The 22,034-nt window shown below is 71.8% G+C and carries 18 protein-coding genes and 1 tRNA gene; 11 read left to right on the plus strand and 8 right to left on the minus strand.

The genetic code is table 11. The features are described from left to right. Positions 1–292: 292 nt before the first annotated feature. Positions 293–4,417, plus strand: coding sequence for a PAS domain-containing protein (locus AB0F38_RS25610; RefSeq protein ID WP_361897782.1), 4,125 nt, complete (start codon positions 293–295; stop codon positions 4,415–4,417). An 88-nt stretch (positions 4,418–4,505) separates the two neighbouring features. On the opposite strand, the gene AB0F38_RS25615 is transcribed toward AB0F38_RS25610, so the two are convergent. From AB0F38_RS25615 to AB0F38_RS25625, 3 genes are all read right to left on the minus strand, one after another. Next, positions 4,506–6,152: a long-chain fatty acid--CoA ligase gene (locus AB0F38_RS25615; RefSeq protein ID WP_361897785.1), complete on the minus strand. Its 1,647-nt coding sequence runs from the start codon at positions 6,150–6,152 to the stop codon at positions 4,506–4,508. 137 nt (positions 6,153–6,289) lie between these two features. Next, positions 6,290–6,844 (minus strand): SigE family RNA polymerase sigma factor, encoded by a 555-nt coding sequence (locus AB0F38_RS25620; RefSeq protein ID WP_361897788.1) that lies wholly within the window; start codon positions 6,842–6,844, stop codon positions 6,290–6,292. A 244-nt stretch (positions 6,845–7,088) separates the two neighbouring features. After that, entirely contained in the window at positions 7,089–7,400 is a 312-nt protein-coding gene (locus AB0F38_RS25625) for a hypothetical protein (RefSeq protein WP_361897791.1), read from the minus strand. A gap of 266 nt (positions 7,401–7,666) precedes the next feature. Between AB0F38_RS25625 and AB0F38_RS25630 the strand changes: the two genes are divergently transcribed. Continuing rightward, entirely contained in the window at positions 7,667–8,545 is an 879-nt protein-coding gene (locus AB0F38_RS25630) for a bifunctional DNA primase/polymerase (RefSeq protein ID WP_361897793.1), read from the plus strand. Between the two features lie 44 nt (positions 8,546–8,589). Here the strand turns inward: AB0F38_RS25630 and AB0F38_RS25635 are convergent, their stop codons facing one another. The 3 genes from AB0F38_RS25635 to AB0F38_RS25645 all read right to left on the minus strand — a co-directional run bounded on the left by AB0F38_RS25635 (position 8,590) and on the right by AB0F38_RS25645 (position 10,646). After that, positions 8,590–8,883 (minus strand): hypothetical protein, encoded by a 294-nt coding sequence (locus AB0F38_RS25635; RefSeq protein ID WP_361897796.1) that lies wholly within the window; start codon positions 8,881–8,883, stop codon positions 8,590–8,592. Positions 8,884–9,002: 119 nt separating this feature from the next. Further along, a tRNA-Ser gene (locus AB0F38_RS25640) sits at positions 9,003–9,089 on the minus strand. A 60-nt stretch (positions 9,090–9,149) separates the two neighbouring features. Beyond that, positions 9,150–10,646, minus strand: a complete 1,497-nt coding sequence (locus tag AB0F38_RS25645) for a trypsin-like peptidase domain-containing protein (protein ID WP_361897799.1) — start codon at positions 10,644–10,646, stop codon at positions 9,150–9,152. Positions 10,647–10,843: 197 nt separating this feature from the next. Between AB0F38_RS25645 and AB0F38_RS25650 the strand changes: the two genes are divergently transcribed. The 3 genes from AB0F38_RS25650 (at position 10,844) to AB0F38_RS25660 (ending at position 13,499) form a co-directional block, all read left to right on the plus strand. Beyond that, positions 10,844–11,671: a glycerophosphodiester phosphodiesterase gene (locus tag AB0F38_RS25650; RefSeq protein WP_361897802.1), complete on the plus strand. Its 828-nt coding sequence runs from the start codon at positions 10,844–10,846 to the stop codon at positions 11,669–11,671. Positions 11,672–11,724: 53 nt separating this feature from the next. Further along, positions 11,725–12,405, plus strand: a complete 681-nt coding sequence (locus tag AB0F38_RS25655; RefSeq protein WP_361897804.1) for an ATP-binding protein — start codon at positions 11,725–11,727, stop codon at positions 12,403–12,405. Positions 12,406–12,533: 128 nt separating this feature from the next. After that, positions 12,534–13,499: a DUF5926 family protein gene (locus AB0F38_RS25660; protein ID WP_361897807.1), complete on the plus strand. Its 966-nt coding sequence runs from the start codon at positions 12,534–12,536 to the stop codon at positions 13,497–13,499. 561 nt (positions 13,500–14,060) lie between these two features. Here the strand turns inward: AB0F38_RS25660 and AB0F38_RS25665 are convergent. Further along, complete coding sequence (locus AB0F38_RS25665; RefSeq protein WP_361897810.1) at positions 14,061–14,732, minus strand: bifunctional DNA primase/polymerase; 672 nt, start codon at positions 14,730–14,732, stop codon at positions 14,061–14,063. 698 nt (positions 14,733–15,430) lie between these two features. On the opposite strand from AB0F38_RS25665, the gene AB0F38_RS25670 reads away from it, so the two are divergent. Both AB0F38_RS25670 and AB0F38_RS25675 read left to right on the plus strand, forming a co-directional pair. After that, positions 15,431–16,756: a PP2C family protein-serine/threonine phosphatase gene (locus AB0F38_RS25670; RefSeq protein WP_361897812.1), complete on the plus strand. Its 1,326-nt coding sequence runs from the start codon at positions 15,431–15,433 to the stop codon at positions 16,754–16,756. Between the two features lie 96 nt (positions 16,757–16,852). After that, positions 16,853–18,328, plus strand: a complete 1,476-nt coding sequence (locus AB0F38_RS25675) for an aminopeptidase P family protein (protein WP_361897815.1) — start codon at positions 16,853–16,855, stop codon at positions 18,326–18,328. A gap of 40 nt (positions 18,329–18,368) precedes the next feature. Here the strand turns inward: AB0F38_RS25675 and AB0F38_RS25680 are convergent, their stop codons facing one another. Then, positions 18,369–18,974 carry an ATP-binding protein gene (locus AB0F38_RS25680; RefSeq protein WP_361897818.1) on the minus strand — a complete coding sequence of 202 codons (606 nt, stop codon included), beginning with the start codon at positions 18,972–18,974 and terminating at the stop codon, positions 18,369–18,371. A gap of 259 nt (positions 18,975–19,233) precedes the next feature. Between AB0F38_RS25680 and AB0F38_RS25685 the strand changes: the two genes are divergently transcribed. From AB0F38_RS25685 to AB0F38_RS25700, 4 genes are all read left to right on the plus strand, one after another. Then, the gene (locus tag AB0F38_RS25685; RefSeq protein ID WP_361897821.1) at positions 19,234–20,040 is read left to right on the plus strand and encodes a hypothetical protein; all 807 of its coding nucleotides are present in this window, start codon (positions 19,234–19,236) and stop codon (positions 20,038–20,040) included. 105 nt (positions 20,041–20,145) lie between these two features. Beyond that, positions 20,146–20,880 (plus strand): YcnI family protein, encoded by a 735-nt coding sequence (locus AB0F38_RS25690; RefSeq protein ID WP_361897824.1) that lies wholly within the window; start codon positions 20,146–20,148, stop codon positions 20,878–20,880. 46 nt (positions 20,881–20,926) lie between these two features. Continuing rightward, a complete protein-coding gene (locus AB0F38_RS25695; RefSeq protein WP_361897827.1) occupies positions 20,927–21,580 on the plus strand; it encodes an SCO family protein in 654 nt (217 codons plus the stop codon). Continuing rightward, complete coding sequence (locus tag AB0F38_RS25700) at positions 21,577–22,020, plus strand: copper chaperone PCu(A)C (RefSeq protein WP_361897829.1); 444 nt, start codon at positions 21,577–21,579, stop codon at positions 22,018–22,020. Before AB0F38_RS25695 ends, AB0F38_RS25700 begins: the two co-directional genes overlap by 4 nt. The last annotated feature ends 14 nt before the right edge of the window (positions 22,021–22,034 follow it).

Consider the following 22,034-nt stretch of genomic DNA (forward strand, 5'->3'; position numbering starts at 1 on the left):
GTGGCCTGCGGGCGACTCACCGGCGGCACCCGGGCAGGCTGCCGCGGGGCGTGCGCCGGGGCTCCCACGACGGGGGCGGGCGTATGCCGGCGCACGTCACAGGGGGCGCTCGCGGTCAGGTCACAGGTCACCGGCGTACACCGTGTGCACAGAACCTTGGTGAGAGCTCCCCCTCATCCGCCGCCGCGCAGGCCGTCCCTGCCTTTAGACTCGTCGCGTGACAGCCTGAGGCCCGAGGGGCAGGATGGGGCCCGCTGTCGGCAAGGTGCGGTATTCAGGGAGGAAGCGTCTCGTGAGCAGCAGGCCATCCCGAGGCGCTGCTCGCCTCGCTGCCATACTCGACGCCCTCCCGGACGGGCTCCTGCTCGTCAACTGCAACGGCACGGTCGTCAACGCCAACACCATCGCCCTCGAAATGTTCGAGACCCCGGGCACCGCGCTCGTGGGCCGCGGACTGCTCGATCTGCTCCCCGAGTTCGACTCCAGGCTGATCCCGGGGTCGATGCGCAGGCCGGACGCCGCGGACGAGCAGGGCAGGACCAAGCCGACGCGGATGACCGCGCGCCGGACCGACGGCACCGAATACCCCGTCGAGGTCACCAGCGCCAGCCTGGACAGCGGCCAGGCCGGGTACAACGACATCAACTCCAGCTACACCGGTGACGAGCTGCTCATGCTCGTCGTACGGGACCTCTCCGGCACCGTCGACACCGAGGCCGAGCTGGCCCGTTCGCAGCGCCAGACGGAGATGATCCTGCGGGCCGCCTCCGAGGGCGTCGTCGGTACGGACATGGACGGCCGGGTCGTCCTGGTGAACCCCGCCGCCGCGCAGATCCTCGGCTTCCGCGCCAGCGACCTCGGCGGCAAGGAACTGCACACGCTGATCCTGCACTCGCGGGCCGACGGCGAGCCGTTCCCGTACGACGGTTCCCCGCTCGCGGACACGCTCAAGTCCGGCCGCAAGCACCGGGTACGCGGCCAGGTGCTGTGGTCCAAGAGCGGCGACCCGGTGCCGGTCGACCTCACCACCGCGCCGGTGCGCGACGGGGACCAGCTGGTCGGCGCCGTGATGACGTTCACCGACCGCAGGCCCTACGAGGAGCTGACCCACCAGCACACCGACGAGGTCACCGTACTGACCGACCGGCACGCCGCCGAGGTCGCCGAGCTCACCGAGAGCCACCGGGCCGAGGTCGCCCGGCTGACCGAGCAGCACGCCGCGGAGCTGGCCGACCGGTCCGAGAGGTACGCCTCCGAGCTGGAGGAACAGGGCGACCGCCTCACCGGACTCGACGCACGGCACACGCAGCTGACCGCGGTCCTGGGCGAGTCCCTGCGCGGTCCGCTGGAGGAACTGCGCGGCGAGCTCTCGACGCTCGCCGCCGATCCGGCCGGCCAGCTCTGGCCCGAGGCCAACCAGATCCTGCACCACCTCGCCGCGGGCTACGCCCGGATGACGACGCTCGTCGACAACGTACTCAGCTACCAGCGTCTGGACAGCGGCACGGAGGAACTCGTCAAGCAGCCGGTGCTGCTGGACTCGGTGGTGACCGCCGGCATCGACGGCGCGGTCGAGCTGATCGGGCCCGGCCGCGCGCAGTTCGCGGTGCACGCGCCGCCGATCGAGGCCGAGGTCGACGCCGGTCGCCTGATCACGGCGCTGGCCCATCTCGTCGCGGACGTCGCCGGTGTCGACTCGACCGGCAAGGCCCGGCTGGTGCCGGGCGGCGGTTACGTCGATTCGACGATCGTCGTCGCGGCGGCACAGCGCGGGGAGGTCGTACGGATCGAGGTGCGTGGGCCGTTCGCCGGGGGCGACCCGGTGCACGTACCGATCGTGCGCGGGATCGTACGGGCGCACGGGGGCGTGCTCCAGACGCACGAGATGCCGGGGATGAGCGGCAGCGCGTACGTCCTGGAGGTGCCGCTCGGCGCGGGCGCGGGGACGATCGCGCCCGCACCGGTACCGGTGGCCGAGGAGGCCGCCGCTCCGGAACCGGCTCCCCAGCCCGCGCAGGGCGCTCGGCGCAGGGCGCGCAGGGCGTCGACGGACGCGTTCCTGGAGAGCCGTCCGGACGGGGCCGGGGACACCGCGGCGGCCGAGCCGACCGGGCGCCGCAGGGCGCGCCGTGAAGCCGGCCCCGCGCAGGACCAGCAGGGCCAGGGCGTGATCCCGCCCCAGCAGGGTGAGGGCTCCGGGCGCAGGCGCGGCTGGCCCAGCCCGGCGGAGACGGGTGCCGAGGTCCGGGCGGAACAGCCCCGGCAGGCCCTGGCTCTCCCCGCGGCTGCGTCCGCCGCCCCTTCCGAGGGGTCCGTGGTGACGGCGGCCGAGGGTGCGCAGGGTGGTGGTGGCCGGCCGCAGCGCGGGCAGACCGTGCCGCCCCAGGGGGTGCCGCACGAGGCCCAGGGGATGCGTACGCGTCCCGGCGGCGGGAATCAGACCGCACTTCCGGCTCTCGCCCCGGCCGAGGCGCCGCAGCAGGGACATCAGGCACAGCAGTCCGGAGGGCGGCGGGCCCGCCGGGCGCTCGCGGGCCCCCAGGAGCACTCCGCTCCGGCCGAGGCCGCGGCGCCGCGCAGCGCGTTCGCGCTGCCGCCCGCCGACGCGGACCGCGTCCAGCCGGGGGCGCCCGGCGCCCCGGTTCCGCCCGTCGTGCCCGGTGCGACGGTCCCGCCGGTCGCTCCGGGGGCCGCGGTCGCGCCCGCCCCGCCCGTCGTACCCGCCCCGCCCGTCATGCCCGAAGCAGCACCCGTCGTGCCGGAAGCTCCCGTCGCCGGTGGTCAGTCCGTTCCCGCCGTACCCTCCGCGCCGGCCGGTCCGCCGCCGGAGCGCCACGACGTCGTACGGGCCGCGCCGGACGCGGACCACACCCCGGTGCGGGCGCACCCCGTGGCGTCCGGCCGCCGCAGGGCACGCCCCTCGGACACGCCGGAGCAGCCTGGTCAGCCGGCCGGTCCCGGGCAGCCCCTGCCCGCCGTTCCTCCACAGCCCGACTGGGTGGAGACCGGCGCCTCGGGGCAGGGCCCCGCCGCGCTCACGCCGCACGACGACGCGCCCGACGGAGCCGACGCACCGGCTTCGGCGGCCGACGGGTCCTGGGTGGGCCCCGGCAGCACCACGCACACCACAGGCACCATCGCCGCGCCGGCCGGGACCGGTCCCGTGACCGCGCCGGTACCGGCGCCTCGTCCGGACGACGACGCCCACGGCCCCGTACCCGAAGCCAGGCACCGGCCGCTGCCCGCCGAGGAGCCGATGCCCGCGTCCGCCTCGTCGGACTCGACGCAGGGCCGCGCGTTCAGCGTGCGGACCCTGGGGCAGGGCGTGCCGTTCGCGCAGCACCTCGCGCATCAGCAGAACCAGACGCTCGGCGGCGCCGGTCGCCGGCGCAAACTCGCCGCCCCGCCCGAGAGCGAGCGCCCGGCTCCGGCCGCCCCGGCGCAGCCCGTGGCACCGGCTCCCGTCTCGCCGCAGCCGGGCGCCGCGGGCGCGCCGGGAGGCGCCGTAGCGGGCGGCACGACGCAGGGCTCCGGCTCGGGGCAGCTGCTGTCCGCCCCCGCGGCCGAGGGGCGCGCTTACGCGATAGGGGCGCCCGACGAAGGTGCTGCCGAGGGACCGGAGCCGCTGGACGGGCCGGGTGGGGCCGTCGAGGTGGCCAACCGTCCGCAGCCCCGGCCCGTCGACGACGAGCTCCCTCCGGAGCCGTTGGACAACCCGCGGCGGCTGCTCGTCTGGCCCGCCCCGGACGTATCCACCCAGCAGGCCCTCAGCGACCGCGGCTACCGCCCGGTGATCGTGCACTCCCGCGAGGAGGTCGACGCCCAGATCGCGGCGTTCCCCGCCGCGCTGTTCGTCGACCCGCTGACCGGGCCGATCACGCGTACGGCGTTGCAGTCGCTGCGCCAGGCGGCCGTGGCGGCGGAGGTCCCGGTGCTGGTGACGGCCGGTCTGGGACAGGCCACCCGGGAGGCCGCGTACGGTGCCGACCCGGCCGTTCTCCTCAAGGCGCTCGCCCCGCGGGACAGCGACCAGCACCCGCCGCGGGTGCTGGTGATCGAGGAGCACGAGGAGATCGCGCTCGCCCTGACCGAGACGCTGGAGCGTCGCGGCATGCAGGTCTCGCGGGCGGCGGGCGACAGCGAGGCGGTCGACCTCGCCACCCGGATGCGGCCGAACCTGGTGGTCATGGACCTCATGCAGGTGCGTCGCCGGCGCGCCGGGATCATCGACTGGCTGCGGGCGAACGGCCGGCTGAACCGCACGCCGCTCGTCGTCTACACCTCGACCGGTATGGACGAGGCGGAGCTCGGGCTGCTCGCTTCGGGCGAGACCGTGCTCTTCCTGGCCGAACGTTCGACGAGCGACGAGGTGCAGTCCCGCATCGTCGATCTGCTGGCGAAGATAGGGACGAACTGACGGCAGGCGCCGTCATCGGACGACGCACGGGGCGAGGGCGGTACGGGACTTCCCGTACCGCCCTCGCCCCGTCGTGCCGACGCTCCGGTCAGAGCTGCGTGATGTCCAGCTCGCCGTCCGCGTACTGCTTGCGGATCACCTTCTTGTCGAACTTGCCCACGCTCGTCTTCGGCACCGCCGCGATGATCGTCCAGCGCTCCGGCAGCTGCCACTTGGCGATGGACTGGGCGAGGAAGGTCTTGAGCGCCGCGTGGTCGGCGGTGGCGCCCTCCTTGAGGACGACGGTCGCGAGGGGGCGCTCACCCCACTTCTCGTCGGGGACGGCGACGACCGCGGCCTCGGCGACATCCGGGTGCGCCATGATGGCGTTCTCCAGCTCGACGCTGGAGATCCACTCGCCGCCGGACTTGATGACGTCCTTGGCCCGGTCGGTGAGCGTGAGGAATCCGTCGTCGCTGATGACGCCGACGTCGCCGGTCTTGAGCCAGCCGTCCTCGCTGAACTTGTCCTCGGGTCGCAGGCTCTCGGCGTCGGCGCCGCCGTAGTACGCACCGGCGATCCAGGGTCCGCGGACCTCCAGCTCACCCGCTGACTCACCGTCCCACGGCAGGAGCTCGCCGCCCGGGCCGACCAGCCGTGCCTCGACACCGGCCGGGAACCGGCCCTGGGTGATGCGGTACGGCCATTCCTCTTCATCGGTCAGCCCGGCGGGCGGGTTGGCCATGGTGCCGAGCGGCGAGGTCTCCGTCATGCCCCAGGCGTGGCAGAGGCGCACACCGAGCTTGTCGTAGGCCTCCATCAGGGAGGGCGGACAGGCGGCACCTCCGATGGTGACGCGAGCCATGGACGTCAGGTCGCGCGGCTTCGCGATGACCTCGGCGAGCAGGCCCTGCCAGATCGTGGGAACGGCAGCGGCGTGCGTCGGCTTCTCCTGCTCGATCATGTCGGCGAGCGGAGCCGGCTGCAGGAAGCGGTCGGGCATGAGCATGTTGACGCCGGTCATGAACGTCGAGTGCGGCAGACCCCAGGCGTTCACATGGAACTGCGGGACGACCACGAGGGTGGTGTCCTTGTCCGTCAGGCCCATCGACTCGGACATGTTGACCTGCATGGAGTGCAGGTAGATCGAGCGGTGGGAGTAGACGACGCCCTTGGGGTCCCCGGTGGTGCCGGAGGTGTAGCACATGGCGGCGGCCTGGCGCTCGTCCAGCTCGGGCCAGTCGTAGGTGGTGGGACGGCCGGCGAGAAGCTCCTCGTACTCGTGCACCCGCGGCGCGACACCGGCGAGGGCGGAGCGGTCGCCCGGACCGGAGACGACCACGTGCTCGATGGAGGGCAGGTGGGGGAGCAGCGGCACGAGCAGCGGCAGCAGCGAGCCGTTGACGAGGACGACCTTGTCGTCGGCGTGGCCGACGATCCAGACCAGCTGTTCGGCGGGGAGCCGAAGGTTGAGTGTGTGCAGCACGGCCCCCATGGAGGGGATCGCCAGATACGCCTCGACGTGCTCGGCGTTGTTCCACATCAGTGTCGCGACCCGTTGGTCGCCGTCGACGCCGAGCTCGTCGCGGAGGGCGTTGGCCAGTTGCGTGGCCCGCCTGCCGATCTCGGCGAAACTGCGACGGTGCGGCTCGGGTTCGCCGGTCCAGGTCGTCACCTGCGACTTCCCGTGGATGGTCATCCCATGAGTGAGGATGCGGGTCACAGTCAGCGGTACGTCCTGCATGGTGCTCAGCACGGCGTCCTCCCGGTGGGCGCTACGCGGCAGTAAGGTTCCGCTGATTCTGCGCACATACCACTTGGTATGTCACTACTCCCCGGAGTACGAATCGGTCTCGGTCGGCAGAATCGGGCTACGGCGTACGCCCCTGCGGCTCAGCGGACCGGGTGCAGCTCCGGGTCCTCGCGGAGCTTCCCGAGCGCCCGCGACACCGCGCTCTTGACCGTACCGACGGACACACCGAGGACCTCGGCGGTCTGGGCCTCGCTCAGATCCTCGTAGTACCGCAGGACGACCATGGCCCGCTGCCGGTCGGGAAGCCTCAGCACGGCGTGCCACATCGCGTCGCGCAGCGACTGCTGCTCGGCAGGGTCGGGGGCGGGGGCGGCCTCCCCCTCGGGCAGCTCCTCGCAGGCGAACTCGTCGACCTTGCGCTTGCGCCACTGCGAGGTGCGCGTGTTCACCAGGGCGCGGCGGACGTACCCGTCGAGGGCACGGTGGTCCTCGATCCGCTCCCAGGCGACGTAGGTCTTGGTGAGAGCGGTCTGCAGCAGATCCTCGGCGTCGCTCGGGTTCGCGGTGAGGGAGCGTGCGGTGCGCAGCAGTACGGGTCCTCGTGCCCGTACGTACGACGAGAACGATGCGTAGCGACGGTGTCCGGCGGAGGCAGCGACCGCCCTGGAGGCGCCGGTGCAGACTGGCGTGGTCATGACTCCACGCTAGGAGCGGGCGCCACCGAGGGGATCGGCCCCAGGTCCCGAAGGGGCGTCCGCCTCAGGTTGTACGGGTGGGGCGGGCCCCACCTCCTGAAGGTGGAGGGACCACAGGCCCGCCTCAGGGTCCGCTCCCCGAGGACGGACCCCCGCCCCCGCCTGCGGGCGGCGGTCAGGGCGACGGCCCCGGGCACGCCGCCGCCATGGGGTCCTCGCGCGGACCGTCAGCCGGCCCGGCGCCTCACCAGAGCGGCGAGAAGTTCACCGCGACGGTGCTCGTGGACTGATCGATCACCGTGAAGGCCGATCCGCTCACCTGGGCCGCATTGCTGTGGTTCGACGCGCCGGCGCCGACGGCCTGCTGCTGCGACGTGGACGCATTGCCGAAGTTGTCGCCGCCGACACCCCCGGCCCCGATCGTCGCCACGGCCGCGTTCGACCCGTCGTTCGCGAAGGAACCGTTGTCCGCCTCCGCGACCCCACCGAACAGTGCTGCGGCAAGAGGCAGGGCGGCAGCGGCGGCGAGTGCACGAGTGGTACAGGTGCTTGCCATGTCAGTTTCCTCCGGGAAGCGAAAGTGCGGCTGGTCCGGGGCGAGTTGGCCGACTGCCCCGGTACTGGTCACGACGTCGCGAGAGCAGAACTGCCCACCGGATCCATGGCGAACCACCCGTGATCCCCGATTCACCCTCAGGCATGAGGAACGACCGGCAAACCCCTCGCCCATCCCCCCGGCCCAGCACCCGCGCCGCGCCGGGGACACGCGACACCCCTCCCACCCCCTTCCCTTTCTCGAACACACGTACGAACATAGAGCTCATGGCCATCATCGACCGGCAGACCGCCACCCTGGCCCTGGCCCATGCGCTCTCCGCCGCCGAGCGCGGGCTCCCCGTCTTCCCACTGTCCGCCACGAAGCTCCCCGCGCTGCGCTCCCCCCACCGCGACGAGGTCCCGCCCGCCCGCTGCCGAGGTGCCTGCGGACTGCCCGGTCACGGCGTCCACGACGCCACCACCCACCCCGCCGCGGTCCGGGCCCTCTTCGCCGCGGCGCCACGGGCCACCGGGTACGGCATCGCCTGCGGACGGCCGCCCCACCACCTGATCGGCATCGACCTGGACATCGACACCACCCATGGCAACGACTCCGTGGCCGCGCTCCACCAGCTCGCCCTCCAGCACCTCTTCACCATCCCCGCCACCGTCACCGTGATCACCCCCAGCGGCGGCCGGCACCTCTGGCTGACGGGGCCGTCCGGCATCGACGTGCCCAACTCCGCGGGCCGCCTCGCCCCCGGCATCGACGTCCGCGGAGCGGGCGGCTACCTGGTCGGCCCAGGATCCGTCACCACACACGGCAGCTACCGGCTCGCCCCCGGCACGGCCCACCTCCCGCCCGCCCCCTGCCCCCGCGCCCTCCTGCGCCTGCTCACACCCCCCAAACGCCCCCACCACCCCACGGGCAGCCCCTCCCGGACGGGCCATGAGGGAAGGGGACTGGTGCAGTTCGTCCTCGCGGCCCACGAGGGACAGCGCAACACCCGCCTCTTCTGGGCAGCCTGCCGCGCCTACGAGAACGGCTTCGGCGACGCCCTGGCGGACGCCCTCACCGACGCGGCGGTCCGCACGGGCCTCTCCGAACAGGAAGCCCGCGCCGCCATCGCCTCAGCCGCCCGGCTGACCACGAAACGTCCCTGACGGACCCTCGCGGTCAGTCCCCGCCCCGCCGGCTTCCGGGATCCTCATCGCAGGCGCGCCGCCTCACGTGCCTCGACGACGCGGGTCTGCACGTCCAGCACCACATCGCGAAGGCGCCCCGGCTTCACACCTTCGGCGTCCAACAGCTCGTCCAGGCGTGGATGCGTCAGGTACCTGACCATCCAACCACCGTGGCGCCGCAGCACCGAGCGGTCGACCGAGATCACTTCCTGGACATCCCGCCGCAGCTCGTCGGTCCAGCCCTGCTCACGGTCCACCTGCCCCAGAGGGGCCTTCAGGGCTGCTACGGCCTCGCCCAGAAACTCCGTCAGATCCATGGCGCTCCCCCTGTGGTGCCCGCTGTGCCGCCCGAACCGACGGGCAACCATGGTGCCCGCCGGCAGCGGACATGGGAACGGCCCCTGACCGATACACCTGGTCAGGGGCCGTTCATCTGCGGTGGGTGTGGGATTTGAACCCACGGTCACATCGCTGCGACGACGGTTTTCAAGACCGTTCCCTTAGGCCGCTCGGGCAACCCACCCCGCCTCGTGGCCCGACCCGGCAACCGGATCCGCCTCGACGCGAAGGACAGCCTAGCCGGTCAGCTGTCGCCCTTGCGCTCGCCCAGGACGAGCTCGGCCGTGGCCGTCCTGCCGTCGCGCTTGTAGGTGAGCGTGACCTTGTCGCCCGGCTTGTGGGTCCAGATCTCACCGATGAGGGTCGGTCCGCTCTCGACCACGGTGCCGTTGAACTTCGTGATCACGTCACCGGCCTTCAACCCCGCCTTGGCCGCGGGCCCGTCAGGCGTGACGGCCGGGGTGCCTTCAGCGCCCTTCTCGGAGATCGCGGCGCCGCCGGTCTTCTCCTCCATCGTCACCATCGCACCGATCACCGGGTAGACCGGCTCACCGGTCCTGATGAGCTGCTCGGCGACGTTCTTCGCCTGGTTGACCGGGATGGCGAAGCCGAGGCCGATGGAGCCCGCCTGGGACTGGCCGGCACCGCCTCCGCTGGTGGACTGGATCGCCGAGTTGATGCCGATGACCGCGCCGCCGGCGTCCAGCAGCGGACCACCGGAGTTGCCCGGGTTGATCGACGCGTCGGTCTGCAGGGCGCTCATGTACGAGTTCTTGTTGCTGGAGCCGTCCCCGGAGGCGACCGGGCGGTTCTTGGCGCTGATGATGCCGGTGGTCACCGTGTTGGACAGCCCGAACGGCGCACCGATCGCGATGGTGGAATCGCCCACCGCGACCTTCTCCGAGTCACCGAGGGGCAGCGGGGTCAGTCCGTCCGGAGCGTCCTTGAGCTTCAGCACGGCCACGTCGTAGCCCTGTGCCCGGCCGACCACCTCGGCGCCGTACTTCTTACCGTCGGAGAACGTCGCGGTCAGCTGGCCGCTGTCCGCCGCGGAGGCCACCACGTGGTTGTTGGTGAGGATGTGGCCCTCCTTGTCGTACACGAAGCCGGTGCCCGTACCGCCCTCACCGTCGCCGGACTGCGCGTCGATGGTGACGACGCTGGGCAGTGCCTTCGCCGCGACACCCGCGACGGTGCCCGCGGCGCGCTTGAAGTCCTTCGGGCTGTTGGAGGCCGCGACGGTGGTGGAACCCGAGGAGGAGCCGTCGTCGTTGCGGTCGGCGGCCCAGAAGCCGAGCGCACCGCCGACTCCCCCCGCGACCAGGGCCGCCACCACGACGGCGGCGACCAGGCCGCCCGCGCGGGGCTTGCGCGCCGGCTCGGCCGCCACCGGCGCCGGGGCGCCCCACACCGGGGTGCCGGTGCCGCCGCCGTCCGCGTACGACGGGACCGCGGGCGGGGGCGGCGGCCAGGCCGCCGAGGCGGCCTGGGGCTGCTGCGGCGGGGACGGGGGCTGGTAGGCCTGCTGGTCGTACGCGGTGGGGGACGGCTCGGGGCCGTCCTGGTGCGTTGCGGCCGGAACCTGGGCCGTCGGCACGTCCGCAGGCGGGGTGGACTCCGGCACGGACGAGCCTCCCTGCGGGGCGCCCCCGGGAGCGGCAGCCGGCACGGGAGGTGCTGACGGAACAGACGGTACGGACGGAACCGCGTTGCCCTCGTTGCCCTCGTTCTCGGTGCTCACAGCTCTTTACTCCTCGGTTCCACTCGGCATTCGGCAAGAGATCCGCTGTGCACGTGTCTGCGGTCAGCCTTTCCCACAGCACGTCAGGCCACTGTAAGCAGGACCTGTGCATCCGCACACCAATCTTTACATCAGGCAAAACGGTCTTACACAACAAGGGGTACGCACCCACCGCGTCCCGGTGACACCATGACGCCGTGACCCACGCACCCCGACCCGCCGCAGCCCCTCCCATCCAGGTCATCGCCCATCGCGGGGCCTCGGAGGACGCCCCCGAGCACACCCTGGCCGCGTACCGGAAGGCGATCGAGGACGGTGCCGACGCCCTGGAATGCGATGTTCGCCTCACCGCGGACGGCCAGCTCGTCTGTGTGCACGACCGCAGGGTGAACCGCACGTCCAACGGCCGGGGCGCCGTCTCCGCCCTGGAGCTCGCCGATCTCGCCGCACTCGACTTCGGCTCCTGGAAGGACCGCGAGGAGTCCCCGGACTGGGATCCGCTGCCGGGTGAGCTCACCTCCGTACTCACGCTGGAACGGCTCCTCGAGCTGGTCACCGAGGTACGGGCGGCCGGGCGGCCGATCCAGCTGGCCATCGAGACCAAGCACCCCACGCGCTGGGCCGGGCAGGTCGAGGAGCGGCTGCTCCATCTGCTCAGGCGGTTCGGGCTGGACGATCCGTCGGCCGACCGACCGTCCCCGGTACGCGTCATGAGCTTCTCCGCGCGGTCGCTGTACCGCATCCGGGCCGCCGCACCCGCTCTGCCCACGGTCTACCTGATGCAGTTCGTCTCGCCGCGACTGCGCGACGGACGGCTCCCCGCCGGAGCCCGGATCGCCGGCACGGGGATGCGGATCGTACGCAATCACCCCGGACACATCGAGCGAATGCACCGCGCGGGCCACCGTGTGCACGTCTGGACCGTGAACGAGCCGGAGGACGTCGACCTCTGCGTGCGCCTCGGAGTGGAAGCAATTATCACAAACCGCCCCAAACACGTCCTGTCGCAACTAGGCCGTTCTTAGCATCAGTCACAGGGGGTGCACCGGCGCATTCACTCCGCACCCGATCGTTACGAGTGCATCACCAGCGGGGCATGGGCCGGTTTCCCGCGAAGCCCAGGAGGGCATCCAATCCGTGGCGTGGGGCGAAGGAGGTCTCGGGGGTGGCGTTTGTGGTGGCACAGGAAGTGCCCACGTCGTCGAGCATGGCCGTACCCCATGGCCCTGCCGGCGTGGGGCAGGCGCGGCATTGCATGCGTGAGCAGCTGCGCAGCAACGGCGTGTCGGACACGGTCGTCGACGATGCTGTATTGATCCTTTCCGAGCTCCTCAGCAACGCCTGCCGGCATGGCAGGCCGCTGGGTCAGCACACAGAAGTCGGTGACGGAGACATCCGCGCCGCCTGGCGCGTGGACAGAGCGGGCGGCCTCACCGTCGAGGTCACGGACGGCGGCGGCCCGACCAGGCCTGTTCCGGCCACCCCGTCGGTGACCGCGCGTGGCGGACGCGGGCTCAACATCATCAGTGCCCTCGCGGAGAAGTGGGGCGTACGGGACGACACCTCGGGTGAGGTCACGGTCTGGGCCCTGGTCTCCTCGGACCATGGACGCAAGGCCTTCCCGGCACCCGCCGCGCACCTCGGCCGCACGGCGCCCGGCCGTCGCGAGCGGGACGGGCTGCACGGGCGGAGCGGACGCGGCCCGCTGGACGAGTTGGACTTCGCCGACGTTCTCGACGCCTTCGACGACGCGGGCTGAGGGCCGACGGCGGACCACACGGCGTAGCGGGGCCGCGGTGGGCACACCGGCAGGTGTGCCCCGGCGGTGGCAGGGACGGCTAGGCTCGCGGCCGAGACCTCACTGTCGCAATCGGGAGAACGCCCACCATGGCCAAGAAGCGCCCTCAGTCCAAGGCCGGGAAGCAGCAGCTCAAGGATGGTGAGATCCCGGTCGTCGGGGCCCGCGAGCCCTGCCCGTGCGGTTCGGGCCGCCGGTACAAGGCGTGTCACGGACGCGCCGCGGCCCAGGCCGTGACCGAGCTGGTCCAGCGCCCCTTCGAAGGGCTGGCCGGCGAGTGCGACTGGATCGCCCTGCGCGAACTGGTCCCCGCGGCCACGGTCGAACTGACCCTGAAGGACGGGCTGCCCGAGGGTGTGCCCTCCGTGAAGCTCGCGACCGTGCTGCCGATGGCCTGGCCGGCACTGCGCCGTGATGACGGGTCCGTCCTGCTCGCCCTGCAGAACGACACCTCGTCCGGCGACCTCAGCCGCGACCTCGCGGACACCCTGCTGCGCGCGCTGGAGGCGGAGCCGGGTTCGCCGGTCGCCGCCCGCCGCGTACCCGCCGACGGCCCCCGGCTGCAGGACGTCCTCGACCCGGCGGCCACGTTCGAGCCGGTCGTGCACTCCGGTTTCGAGTTCTGGGTACCGGACGCGGAGAACGCATCGGCCGAGGTGTCCGCCTCCCTGGAGCGCGCCAACGCCGCGGCGATCCCGACCACTCTGCTCTCCGGCGTGGATGCCGCCTACTGGTGCGAGACGCCGGAGAAGAACCATCTGCGCTGGGTCATGCCGCACCCCGAGGAGCAGCTCCTCGACGCACTCGCCCGGCTGCACGCGGCGGGCGCCTCCTCGCTCGGCGAGGACACCCGTCTCGTCGGATCGTTCCGGGCACACGGGCTCATGGTCCCGGTCTGGGACCTGCCGAGCACGATGGGCGCCGAGGAGTGCGAGAAGCCCGCGGCGCAGTTCGCCGAACGGCTCGCCGAGGCACTCGCCTCGGACGCCCCCCTCACCGGCGAGGAGCGTCGGGCGCGCGGCGGGCTCACCAACCGTCAGGTGACGCTCAGCTGACGGTGACGAGCACCCGGGGCGGGTGCGGTGACACCGGTCACACACCCCGTACTCGTCGGTAAATCGCTGTCCGAATAGGCGAGATCGAATTTGCTAACGGCAGATCTCTTGTTACCGTTCTGGAAGCCCGGTCGCTGGTGCATCCCCCGTCGCCAGCGATCGGGCGTCCTCATTTCCGGGCAGGGACAGCAGGGGCGCACGCCGGAGCACGTACGGATCCGGCGCACCCACGGCACTCGCCCCGCTCCACGTCGGCGCTCCGCCCCCTCCACAGGCTCGGCACAGGTCCACGCCCCGGGCGGCTCCGCGTGCAGCGTGAGTCGTGGTCACGCCGCGGCGCCCCCTGACGACGCGCGCCCCCTCGGCCACGGTCCTCCGCGATGCCGAGCCATTGACTTTCGGACAGAAGTGCGAGCCCGGGGCCGGAGGGAACACCGCGCCCGGCACCTCGGGAAGCATCGGCTTCAGCGTCCGCGCACGCGCCCCGCTCACGCGGAACTCGGGCGGACCCACCCCCTGACGAGTGAGCCGCCCTTTGTTCCCGCGTCTGCCGTTCGTGCGTCAGTACGTGAGCCGGCTTCCGCCGTCCGGCGCGCCGTTGCTCGCCTCGACCAGTGCGTCGAGGACCGATTCCACATCCGGGAGCCAGGGCACGGCAGGCCCCGCCGCCGGTGCCCGTTCCCAGCGCACCTGCCCTGTGCCCACCTCGGAGGGAGGCAGGACGAGGTAGCCGCCCTCGCCGTGGAACCGCAGCGAGCTGGGCACCCGGTCCTTGGCGTGCAGCAGCTCTCCGAGCCGCTCCAGGGTGTACGGGGCCACCAGCAGCGACCACCGGGTGGGCGTCGCCACCACGGGGCCGAGGCGCAGCCCCATGCCGTCGAGCGCGCTCAGTGCCCGCGCGCCCGCCACGGCCGGGAGGCTCAGCGCACAGGGTGCCTGATCACCGGTGGCCAGTACGACGGGGGCGGTGGGCCGGTTGGTCCACCACCAGCGCACCATGCGCGCGTCGGTGGTCGCCGCCAGGAGTCCGGGATCGAAGGGGTGTGCGCCGGGCACGGCGCACTCGGGATCGGGGCAGGCGCAGCCGCGTTCGCCGCGCACACCTGCCGCAGCCGGTCCCACCCCGGGGAGTACGGGCCACTTCCAGGCGGTGGCACAGGTCAGCGCCGCATCGAGCTGGGCGGAACTTCCCTTGCGCCGGGGCCTGCGTCGCCTTCCGAGGATCTCGCGCATGAGCGCTCGTTCCTTTCCGTTGAACGCCGAGGTCCACATCACAGACGTGTTCGTTACACCACGTGTGCGTCTCTTCGCTGTGCGTGCGTGCTCATCGGGTCTGCGGTACGGACGACGAGTCGGTACCGAACATGAGCCGAGCAGTGTGGAACCGAACAGAATGGAGCTGAGCCGAGTCGAATCGAGTGGAACCGAACACCGAACCGAGTCCAGTCAAAAAATCGCGCGGGCGGCGTGCGCAGCGCGCTTGCCGTCCCTGGTGCAAACCCCGTCACTCGGGGGTGGAGGTGCGGCCGTCACGAGTGAGGACGCCCGGGCTCACTGTCGGGTTCCGGGGCGATCACAACTGCCCCTGGCCATCCACGACTACGTACCCAGCATGCCCGGAATGACGCTCCCTCCGGCACTTCACCCCGAGGTCGCTCCCTGTCGAGCACGCCCAGTCGACCGCAAATAGCCGCACGGGGGTGCATTTTTTGGACAAGTTAACAGACTCGCGGACACTGCAGATACCGCAGGGACAATGCTGGACATCCGCTTACTTGTACGTGTAGATGTGGGTGCATGTACGCGTGGATGCACTGATAGCGACGCAGAACGAGATGGGGGTTTGCGATGCTATTCAATGAAATGCACCAGCTGGAAAGCCCGCAGCCATGAGCGCCCCACATCTGCCGAAAGTGGCTGGAATCGATCCCATGGTTCCCGTTTCAACGCACACTCCCGCACCTCTGACGTCCGCGCCCGCCGCGCCCGGAGCATTCATCCAGGACCGGCTGGCGGGCTGGGTCTCGGACCTCACCACGTTGCACGAACTCACCGAGCGACTGGCCGGGACCAGCACCCTCGACAGCGCCCTGCACGAACTCCTGGGCGCCGGAGCCGCTCTGGTCGGAGCCCGCCGCGGACTCCTCGTGCTCGAACCGGCCGACGGGGGCGGACCCTCCCTCACCATCGGCCTCGGGCTCGCCCACGCGGAACTGGGGCACATCGAGACCGTGCCGCGCAGCGCCACCTCCTACGGCCGGTTCCTCGACGGCCTTCCGGACGCCGACGGGCCGCTGGCCAGCCCCGACATCCTCGGCGACACGAGCCTCGACCCCCGCTGCCGCGAAGTCGCCGCCGGGCTCGGATACGCCGCCAGTTACGCGCTGCCCCTCACCACCGGTGCCGCCGGCCGGCTCGGCGTGGCGGTCTGGCTGTACGACGAGCCCGCCGAACCACTGGAACGGCAGTGCCATCTGGTCGGCCTGTACGCCCGCTATGCCACCGAACACCTGTCCCGGCTGCTGGAGTTGGAACGCACCAGGGCCGACGCCGCCGTCATCGCCGAGGAGCTCCTCCCGAGCCGCCTGCCCCGGGTCCCCGGAGTGCGGCTCGCCGCCCGTCACCGGACCACCCCCGCGGGCGGCGGCGAGTGGTACGACGCCCTGCCCCTCCCCGACAACGCCCTCGGTCTGGCCGTCGGCTCGGTCGGCGGTTCGGGTCCGCGCGCCCTCGCCGCGATGGGCCGGCTCCGCGCCGGGCTGCGGGCCTACGCCGTGATGGAGGGAGAGGACCCCGTCGCCGTGCTCTCCGATCTCGAGCTGCTGCTGCGGCTGACCGAGCCGGCCGGCGCGGCCACCGCGCTCTACGCCTACTGCGAACCCGACCGCCGCACGATCGTGCTCGCCGGGGCCGGACACAACCCTCCCCTGGTGACCGGCGACCGGCGCACCCGGTTCGTGGAGACGACTCTCTCCGCGCCGCTGGGCATGCTCTCCTGCTGGGAGGCGCCGAGCGTGGAGTTCTCCCCGGGGCCCGGCGAGACCGTGCTGCTCTACACGGACGGGCTGCTGCGCCGCACCGGCGACTCGACGGACCGGGCGTTCGCCCGCCTGCACGCGGCGGCGGCCGGCGTGCCGGGGGCTCTGCGTCAGGACCCCGGCGCCGTCGCGGACCATGTCCTGCGGACGGTCCTGCCCGACGGACTCGCGAGCGACCGCACCGAGGACGTGGTCGTTCTGGCCGCGCGCTTCGACTGACGGCAGCACCGGACCTGTAAGAGGTCTTCCGGCCCTGGGCCCCCTTCCGTACGCCCGTACGATGGATGGGTCCAGTGTCGTATAAGGAGACGAATCGTGTCTGAGGAGCTCACCCCGGAGACCCCGGAAGCCACCGAAGCAGAGCCGATCAAACAGCGGAAGAACGGCCTGTACCCGGGCATTTCCGATGAGCTCGCCGAGAACATGAAGTCCGGCTGGGCCGACACCGAGCTGCACGGTCTGGAGCCGATCGCCCAGGCCGCGTACACCGCCGCCCGCCGTGCCGCGCTCTCCGCGCGCTTTCCCGGTGAGCGGCTCGTCGTCCCGGCGGGCAACCTGAAGACCCGCTCCAACGACACCGAGTACGCCTTCCGCGCCTCCACCGAGTACGCCTACCTCACCGGCGACCGCACCCAGGACAGCGTCCTGGTGCTCGAGCCGGCCGGCTCCGGCGACGAGGCCGGGCACGAGGCGACGGTCTACCTGCTGCCCCGCTCCGACCGCGAGAACGGCGAGTTCTGGCTCGACGGCCAGGGTGAGCTCTGGGTCGGCCGCCGTCACTCCCTCGCCGAGGCCGAGCAGCTGCTGGGCATCCCCGCGAAGGACGTCCGCGAACTCCCGGCCGCCCTCACCGAGGCCACCGGTCCGGTGCGCAACGTCCGCGGCCACGACGCGGGCATCGAGGCCGCCCTGAGCGACAAGGTCACCGCGGAGCGCGACGAGGAACTGCGCGTCTTCCTCTCCGAGGCCCGCCTGGTCAAGGACGCCTTCGAGGTCGCCGAGCTGGAGAAGGCCTGCGACGCCACGGCCCGCGGCTTCGAGGACGTCGTGAAGGTCCTCGACAAGGCCGAGGCCACGAGCGAGCGCTACATCGAGGGCACCTTCTTCCTGCGCGCCCGGGTCGAGGGCAACGACATCGGCTACGGGTCGATCTGCGCCGCCGGCGCGCACGCCACCACGCTGCACTGGGTCCGCAACGACGGTGCGGTCCGCGCCGGCGACCTCCTGCTGCTCGACGCGGGCGTGGAGACCACTGAGCTCTACACCGCCGACGTGACCCGGACGCTGCCGATCAACGGCTCGTTCACCCCGCTGCAGCGGAAGATCTACGACGCGGTGTACGAGGCCCAGGAGGCGGGCATCGCCGCCGTGAAGCCCGGCGCCGCCTACCGCGACTTCCACGACGCGGCGCAGCGCGTCCTCGCCGAGAAACTCGTCGAGTGGGGCCTGCTGGGCGATCTGTCCGTGGAGAAGGTCCTGGAGCTGGGGCTGCAGCGCCGCTGGACCCTGCACGGGACCGGCCACATGCTCGGCATGGACGTCCACGACTGCGCCGCGGCCCGCACCGAGTCGTACGTCAACGGCATCCTGGAGCCGGGGGTGTGTCTCACCGTCGAACCCGGACTGTACTTCCAGGCCGACGACCTGACCGTGCCCGAGGAGTACCGGGGCATCGGCGTGCGGATCGAGGACGACATCCTGGTCACCGAGGACGGCAACCGGAACCTGTCCGGCACACTGCCGCGCCGGGCCGACGACGTCGAGGCGTGGATGGCCCGGCTCAAGGGCTGAAGACGCCGGCAGGGCCGATATGCGCCGGAGGGCGCGCTGCTCAGGACACCATGAGCAGCGCGCCCTCCCGCCATTTCAGGACCTTGTCGAAGCTGACGAGCGCGCCGCGACCCGGGCGGTTGCCGAAGTGGACATGGTCGGCGAGCTCCTCGATCAGGCCGAGCCCCCGGCCGCTCTCCGCCATGGCCGTCGGATCTCCCGGAGGTCCACCACCGTCCGCCTGCGCGGACGGCGGACGAACCGTCGGGCACCCGGCGGACTGCTGCGGTTGCGAGGGATGTGCGACGGATGAGCGTGCGGCGGCGCGAAGCGTGCGCCGGGTGGGGAATCCGGGCCCCGAGTCGGCGACCTCGATACGGCATCTCTCACCGTCCAGATAGGCGGTGACCCGGTACTGGCCGCAGTCACGTGCGGACCGTGCGTACGCGGCACGAGGAGGGCCTGCGCCATCACCGGCAGCCTCCGCGTCCCCCAGGGCCCCACCGTGTTCGACGGCGTTCGCACAGGCTTCGCTGAGCGCGACCGACAGGTCGTAGGAGATGTCCGGATCGACCCCCGCGGTCTCCATGGTGCCCAGCAGGAAACGACGGGCGAGCGGCACGCTCGCAGCTTCGCGCCGCAAATGGAGTGACCACCACATGCTCATGCTCCAGCCTCCTGGCTGCGGCTCGACATACCGATACGTATTGCCGCGCGAGGCGGTTCGTAAGCACCGATCCGCTGTGACAGCGCTCATTCGGCGGACGCGAATGTTCCGTATGCCGGTGTATGCCCGGCCGGCACCGTGCTCACGGAGCAGCCCCGAACAGTGCCAACACCCTCCGATCACCTCCGAAGGGGACGGATGCCGACCTTCCGGACCTGCCGTACGGGAGCCGGGGACGCAGTGCGATGATGAGCCCGCCATGTCTATGCCCGTCGCACGCGCCGGGGCCGGTCTGCGGCTCCTGAGGACCGCGGTGTTCACCGCGGTCTGCGTCGTGCTGGCCGCGGCAGGACATGCGTTCGCCTCCGGTGCGGCCGTGCCCGGATGGACCGTCCTGGCCGGCTTCCTCGGGGTCTTCGCTGTCGCCGCGGTGCTCGCCGGGCGTGAACGGACCCTCCTCTCGATCGCCGCCGCCCTGGCCGCCGGACAGATCGTCCTGCACGCGCTGTTCGGGCTGGGGCGTCACGCCCCGGGCCCCGCGATCGCCTCCGGGGACGACTCCCTGATCCGGTTCGCCGCCGGACTCGTGTGCGGTGCGGGACCGGCGCAGCTGAGCGCCGGTGAGGCCCGTCGCATCGTCACCACCGCGGGCATCGATCCCGCGACCCTGACGGGCGGTCACACGCACCTCACATCCGGAGCGGCAGCCGTCCCGGACGGCGGCGCCCTGGCCGCCCTCGTGCCGAGCCTGCCCATGTTCCTCGGGCACCTCCTCGCCGCACTCGCCACCGGCTGGCTGCTGCGCCGCGGCGAGATCGCGCTCTTCCGGCTGGCCGGCCTGTCGGCGTACGGCGGCCGCCAGCTGGTGGCCGGGGCCCGGCTGCGGGCGCTGCGGGCCGCCATGGCCCTCGTACGCGCACTGCGTGCGGGCCTTCCGGGCCGGCCCACGACGGGCCCGCGGCCTCTGGGTACCGCCGTGGACGCTCCGGTGCCCACCCGCGGGGATCCTCTGCAGCACATGGTGATCAGGCGCGGGCCGCCGCCCGTATGCGTACGCGCAGCCTGACGCGACCCCTCCGCCGGAACCGGTGACGAGAGGTGGTCGCGATGCCGTCGCGCACCCGCGCGCCGGACCATCGTTCTTCTCGTTCCTTGTGGAGTGATCCCTGCCATGAACGTTTCACGCATCGCCATCGCTGCCGGCATCGCAGCGTCCACCGTCCTGCTGCTCGCCGGCCCGGCCTCCGCACACGTCAGCGTGCAGCCGCAGGGCGAGGCCGCCAAGGGCGGCTACGCCACCATCAACTTCAAGGTCCCCAACGAGCGTGACGACGCCTCGACCACCAAGCTCGAGGTCAGTTTCCCGACCGACCACCCGCTGGCCTCCGTCAGCCCGCAGACGGTACCCGGCTGGAAGATCGAGGTCACCCGGAGCAAGCTCCCGAAGCCCCTCGACGTGCACGGGAAGAAGATCAACGAGGCCGTTTCCAAGGTCACCTGGACCGCTGACGGCAGTGGCATCGAGCCCGGCTACTTCCAGCAGTTCCCGCTTTCGGTCGGACAGCTCCCCGAGGACGCCGACCAGCTGGTCTTCAAGGCCCTTCAGACGTACAGCAACAAGGAAGTCGTCCGCTGGATCGAGGAGCCCGTCGAGGGCGGCGAAGAGCCCGCGAGCCCTGCTCCCGTCCTCAAGCTGACCGCGGCGGCGGCCAACGCCCACGGCGCGGCCGCGGACGACAAGAGCAGCGAGACGGGCCACGCCGATGACGCCAAGGCGTCCTCGCGGACCGCGGCCTCTTCGAGCGGCAACGACAGCACCGCCCGCGTCCTGGGCGTCGTCGGCATCGTCATCGGCATCGCGGGCGTCGCCTTCGGCGTCCTCGCCGGCCGTCGCCGCAGCGCCTGACCCGACGGCTCCCCCACCCGTACCACAGACCAGGAATCAGCTCTCCATGCGCAACAAGAAGACGGTGCCGGCCGCGGTGTTCGCCGCCGTGGCCGCACTGACCCTGTCGGCCTGCGGCAGCGACACCTCCAGGGACACGTCCGTCGCCGACGTGTCCGCGGAGAACAGGTCCGAGCCGGCGACCGTGCTCGACCAGCCGTTCACGAAGCCCGATCTCGTGCTCACCGACACGCACGGCAAGACGTACGACTTCCGTGAGAGGACCAAGGGCAAGCCGACCCTCATCTACTTCGGCTACACCAACTGCCCGGATGTGTGCCCGCTGACCATGAGCAACATCGCGCTCGCCAAGCGCGCCCTGCCGAAGGCCGACCAGGACAAGCTCCAGGTCGTCTTCGTCACGACCGACCCCGAACGGGACACCCCGGCGTCCCTGGGCAGCTGGCTCAAGGCCCAGGACCCGGAATTCACCGGTCTCACCGGCGACTTCCCGGCCATCCAGGCGGGTGCACGGCAGATCGGCATCGGCATCGACGCGCCGAAGAAGGAGAAGGACGGCACGGTCGTCTCGATGCACGGCGCCCAGGTCATCGCGTTCTCCCCGAAGACCGACAAGGGATACGTGCTGTACGGCGAGGACACCACGGCCGAGGAATACACCGAGGACCTCCCCGAGATCCTCGAGGGGGAGAACCCGTGAACCGCCGCACGGTCCTCGCCGGGGCACTGGTCCTCGCCACCGGGCTGGCGCTGACGGGGTGTTCCTCGGACAGCAGTCCTGAGCTGGAGGTGACCGGCGCCTTCATGCCGCAGCCCGTCGGCGACATGGCGGCCGGCTTCCTCGTCGTGAAGAACAGCGGCGGGACCGACCGGCTCACCTCCGTGAGCAGCACCCTCTCGGACCACGTCACCATCCACGAGACGAAGAACCAGGCCATGCGGATGGTCTCGTCGTTCGAGGTGCCCGCCGGGGGTGAGCTCGACCTCGAACGCGGGGGCAACCACATCATGTTCATGGACCTCAAGCAGCGGCCCAAGCAGGGGGAGACGGTGTCCGTGGAACTGCACTTCGAGAAGGCGGACCCCATCACGGTCGACGTGCCCGTCAAGGAGACCACCTACGACCCGAAGAAGCAGTGAGGTACTGACACCCC

This window comes from Streptomyces sp. NPDC025273, from assembly GCF_040638585.1.
In the GTDB taxonomy this organism is placed as follows: Bacteria; Actinomycetota; Actinomycetes; order Streptomycetales; family Streptomycetaceae; genus Streptomyces; species Streptomyces cinereorectus.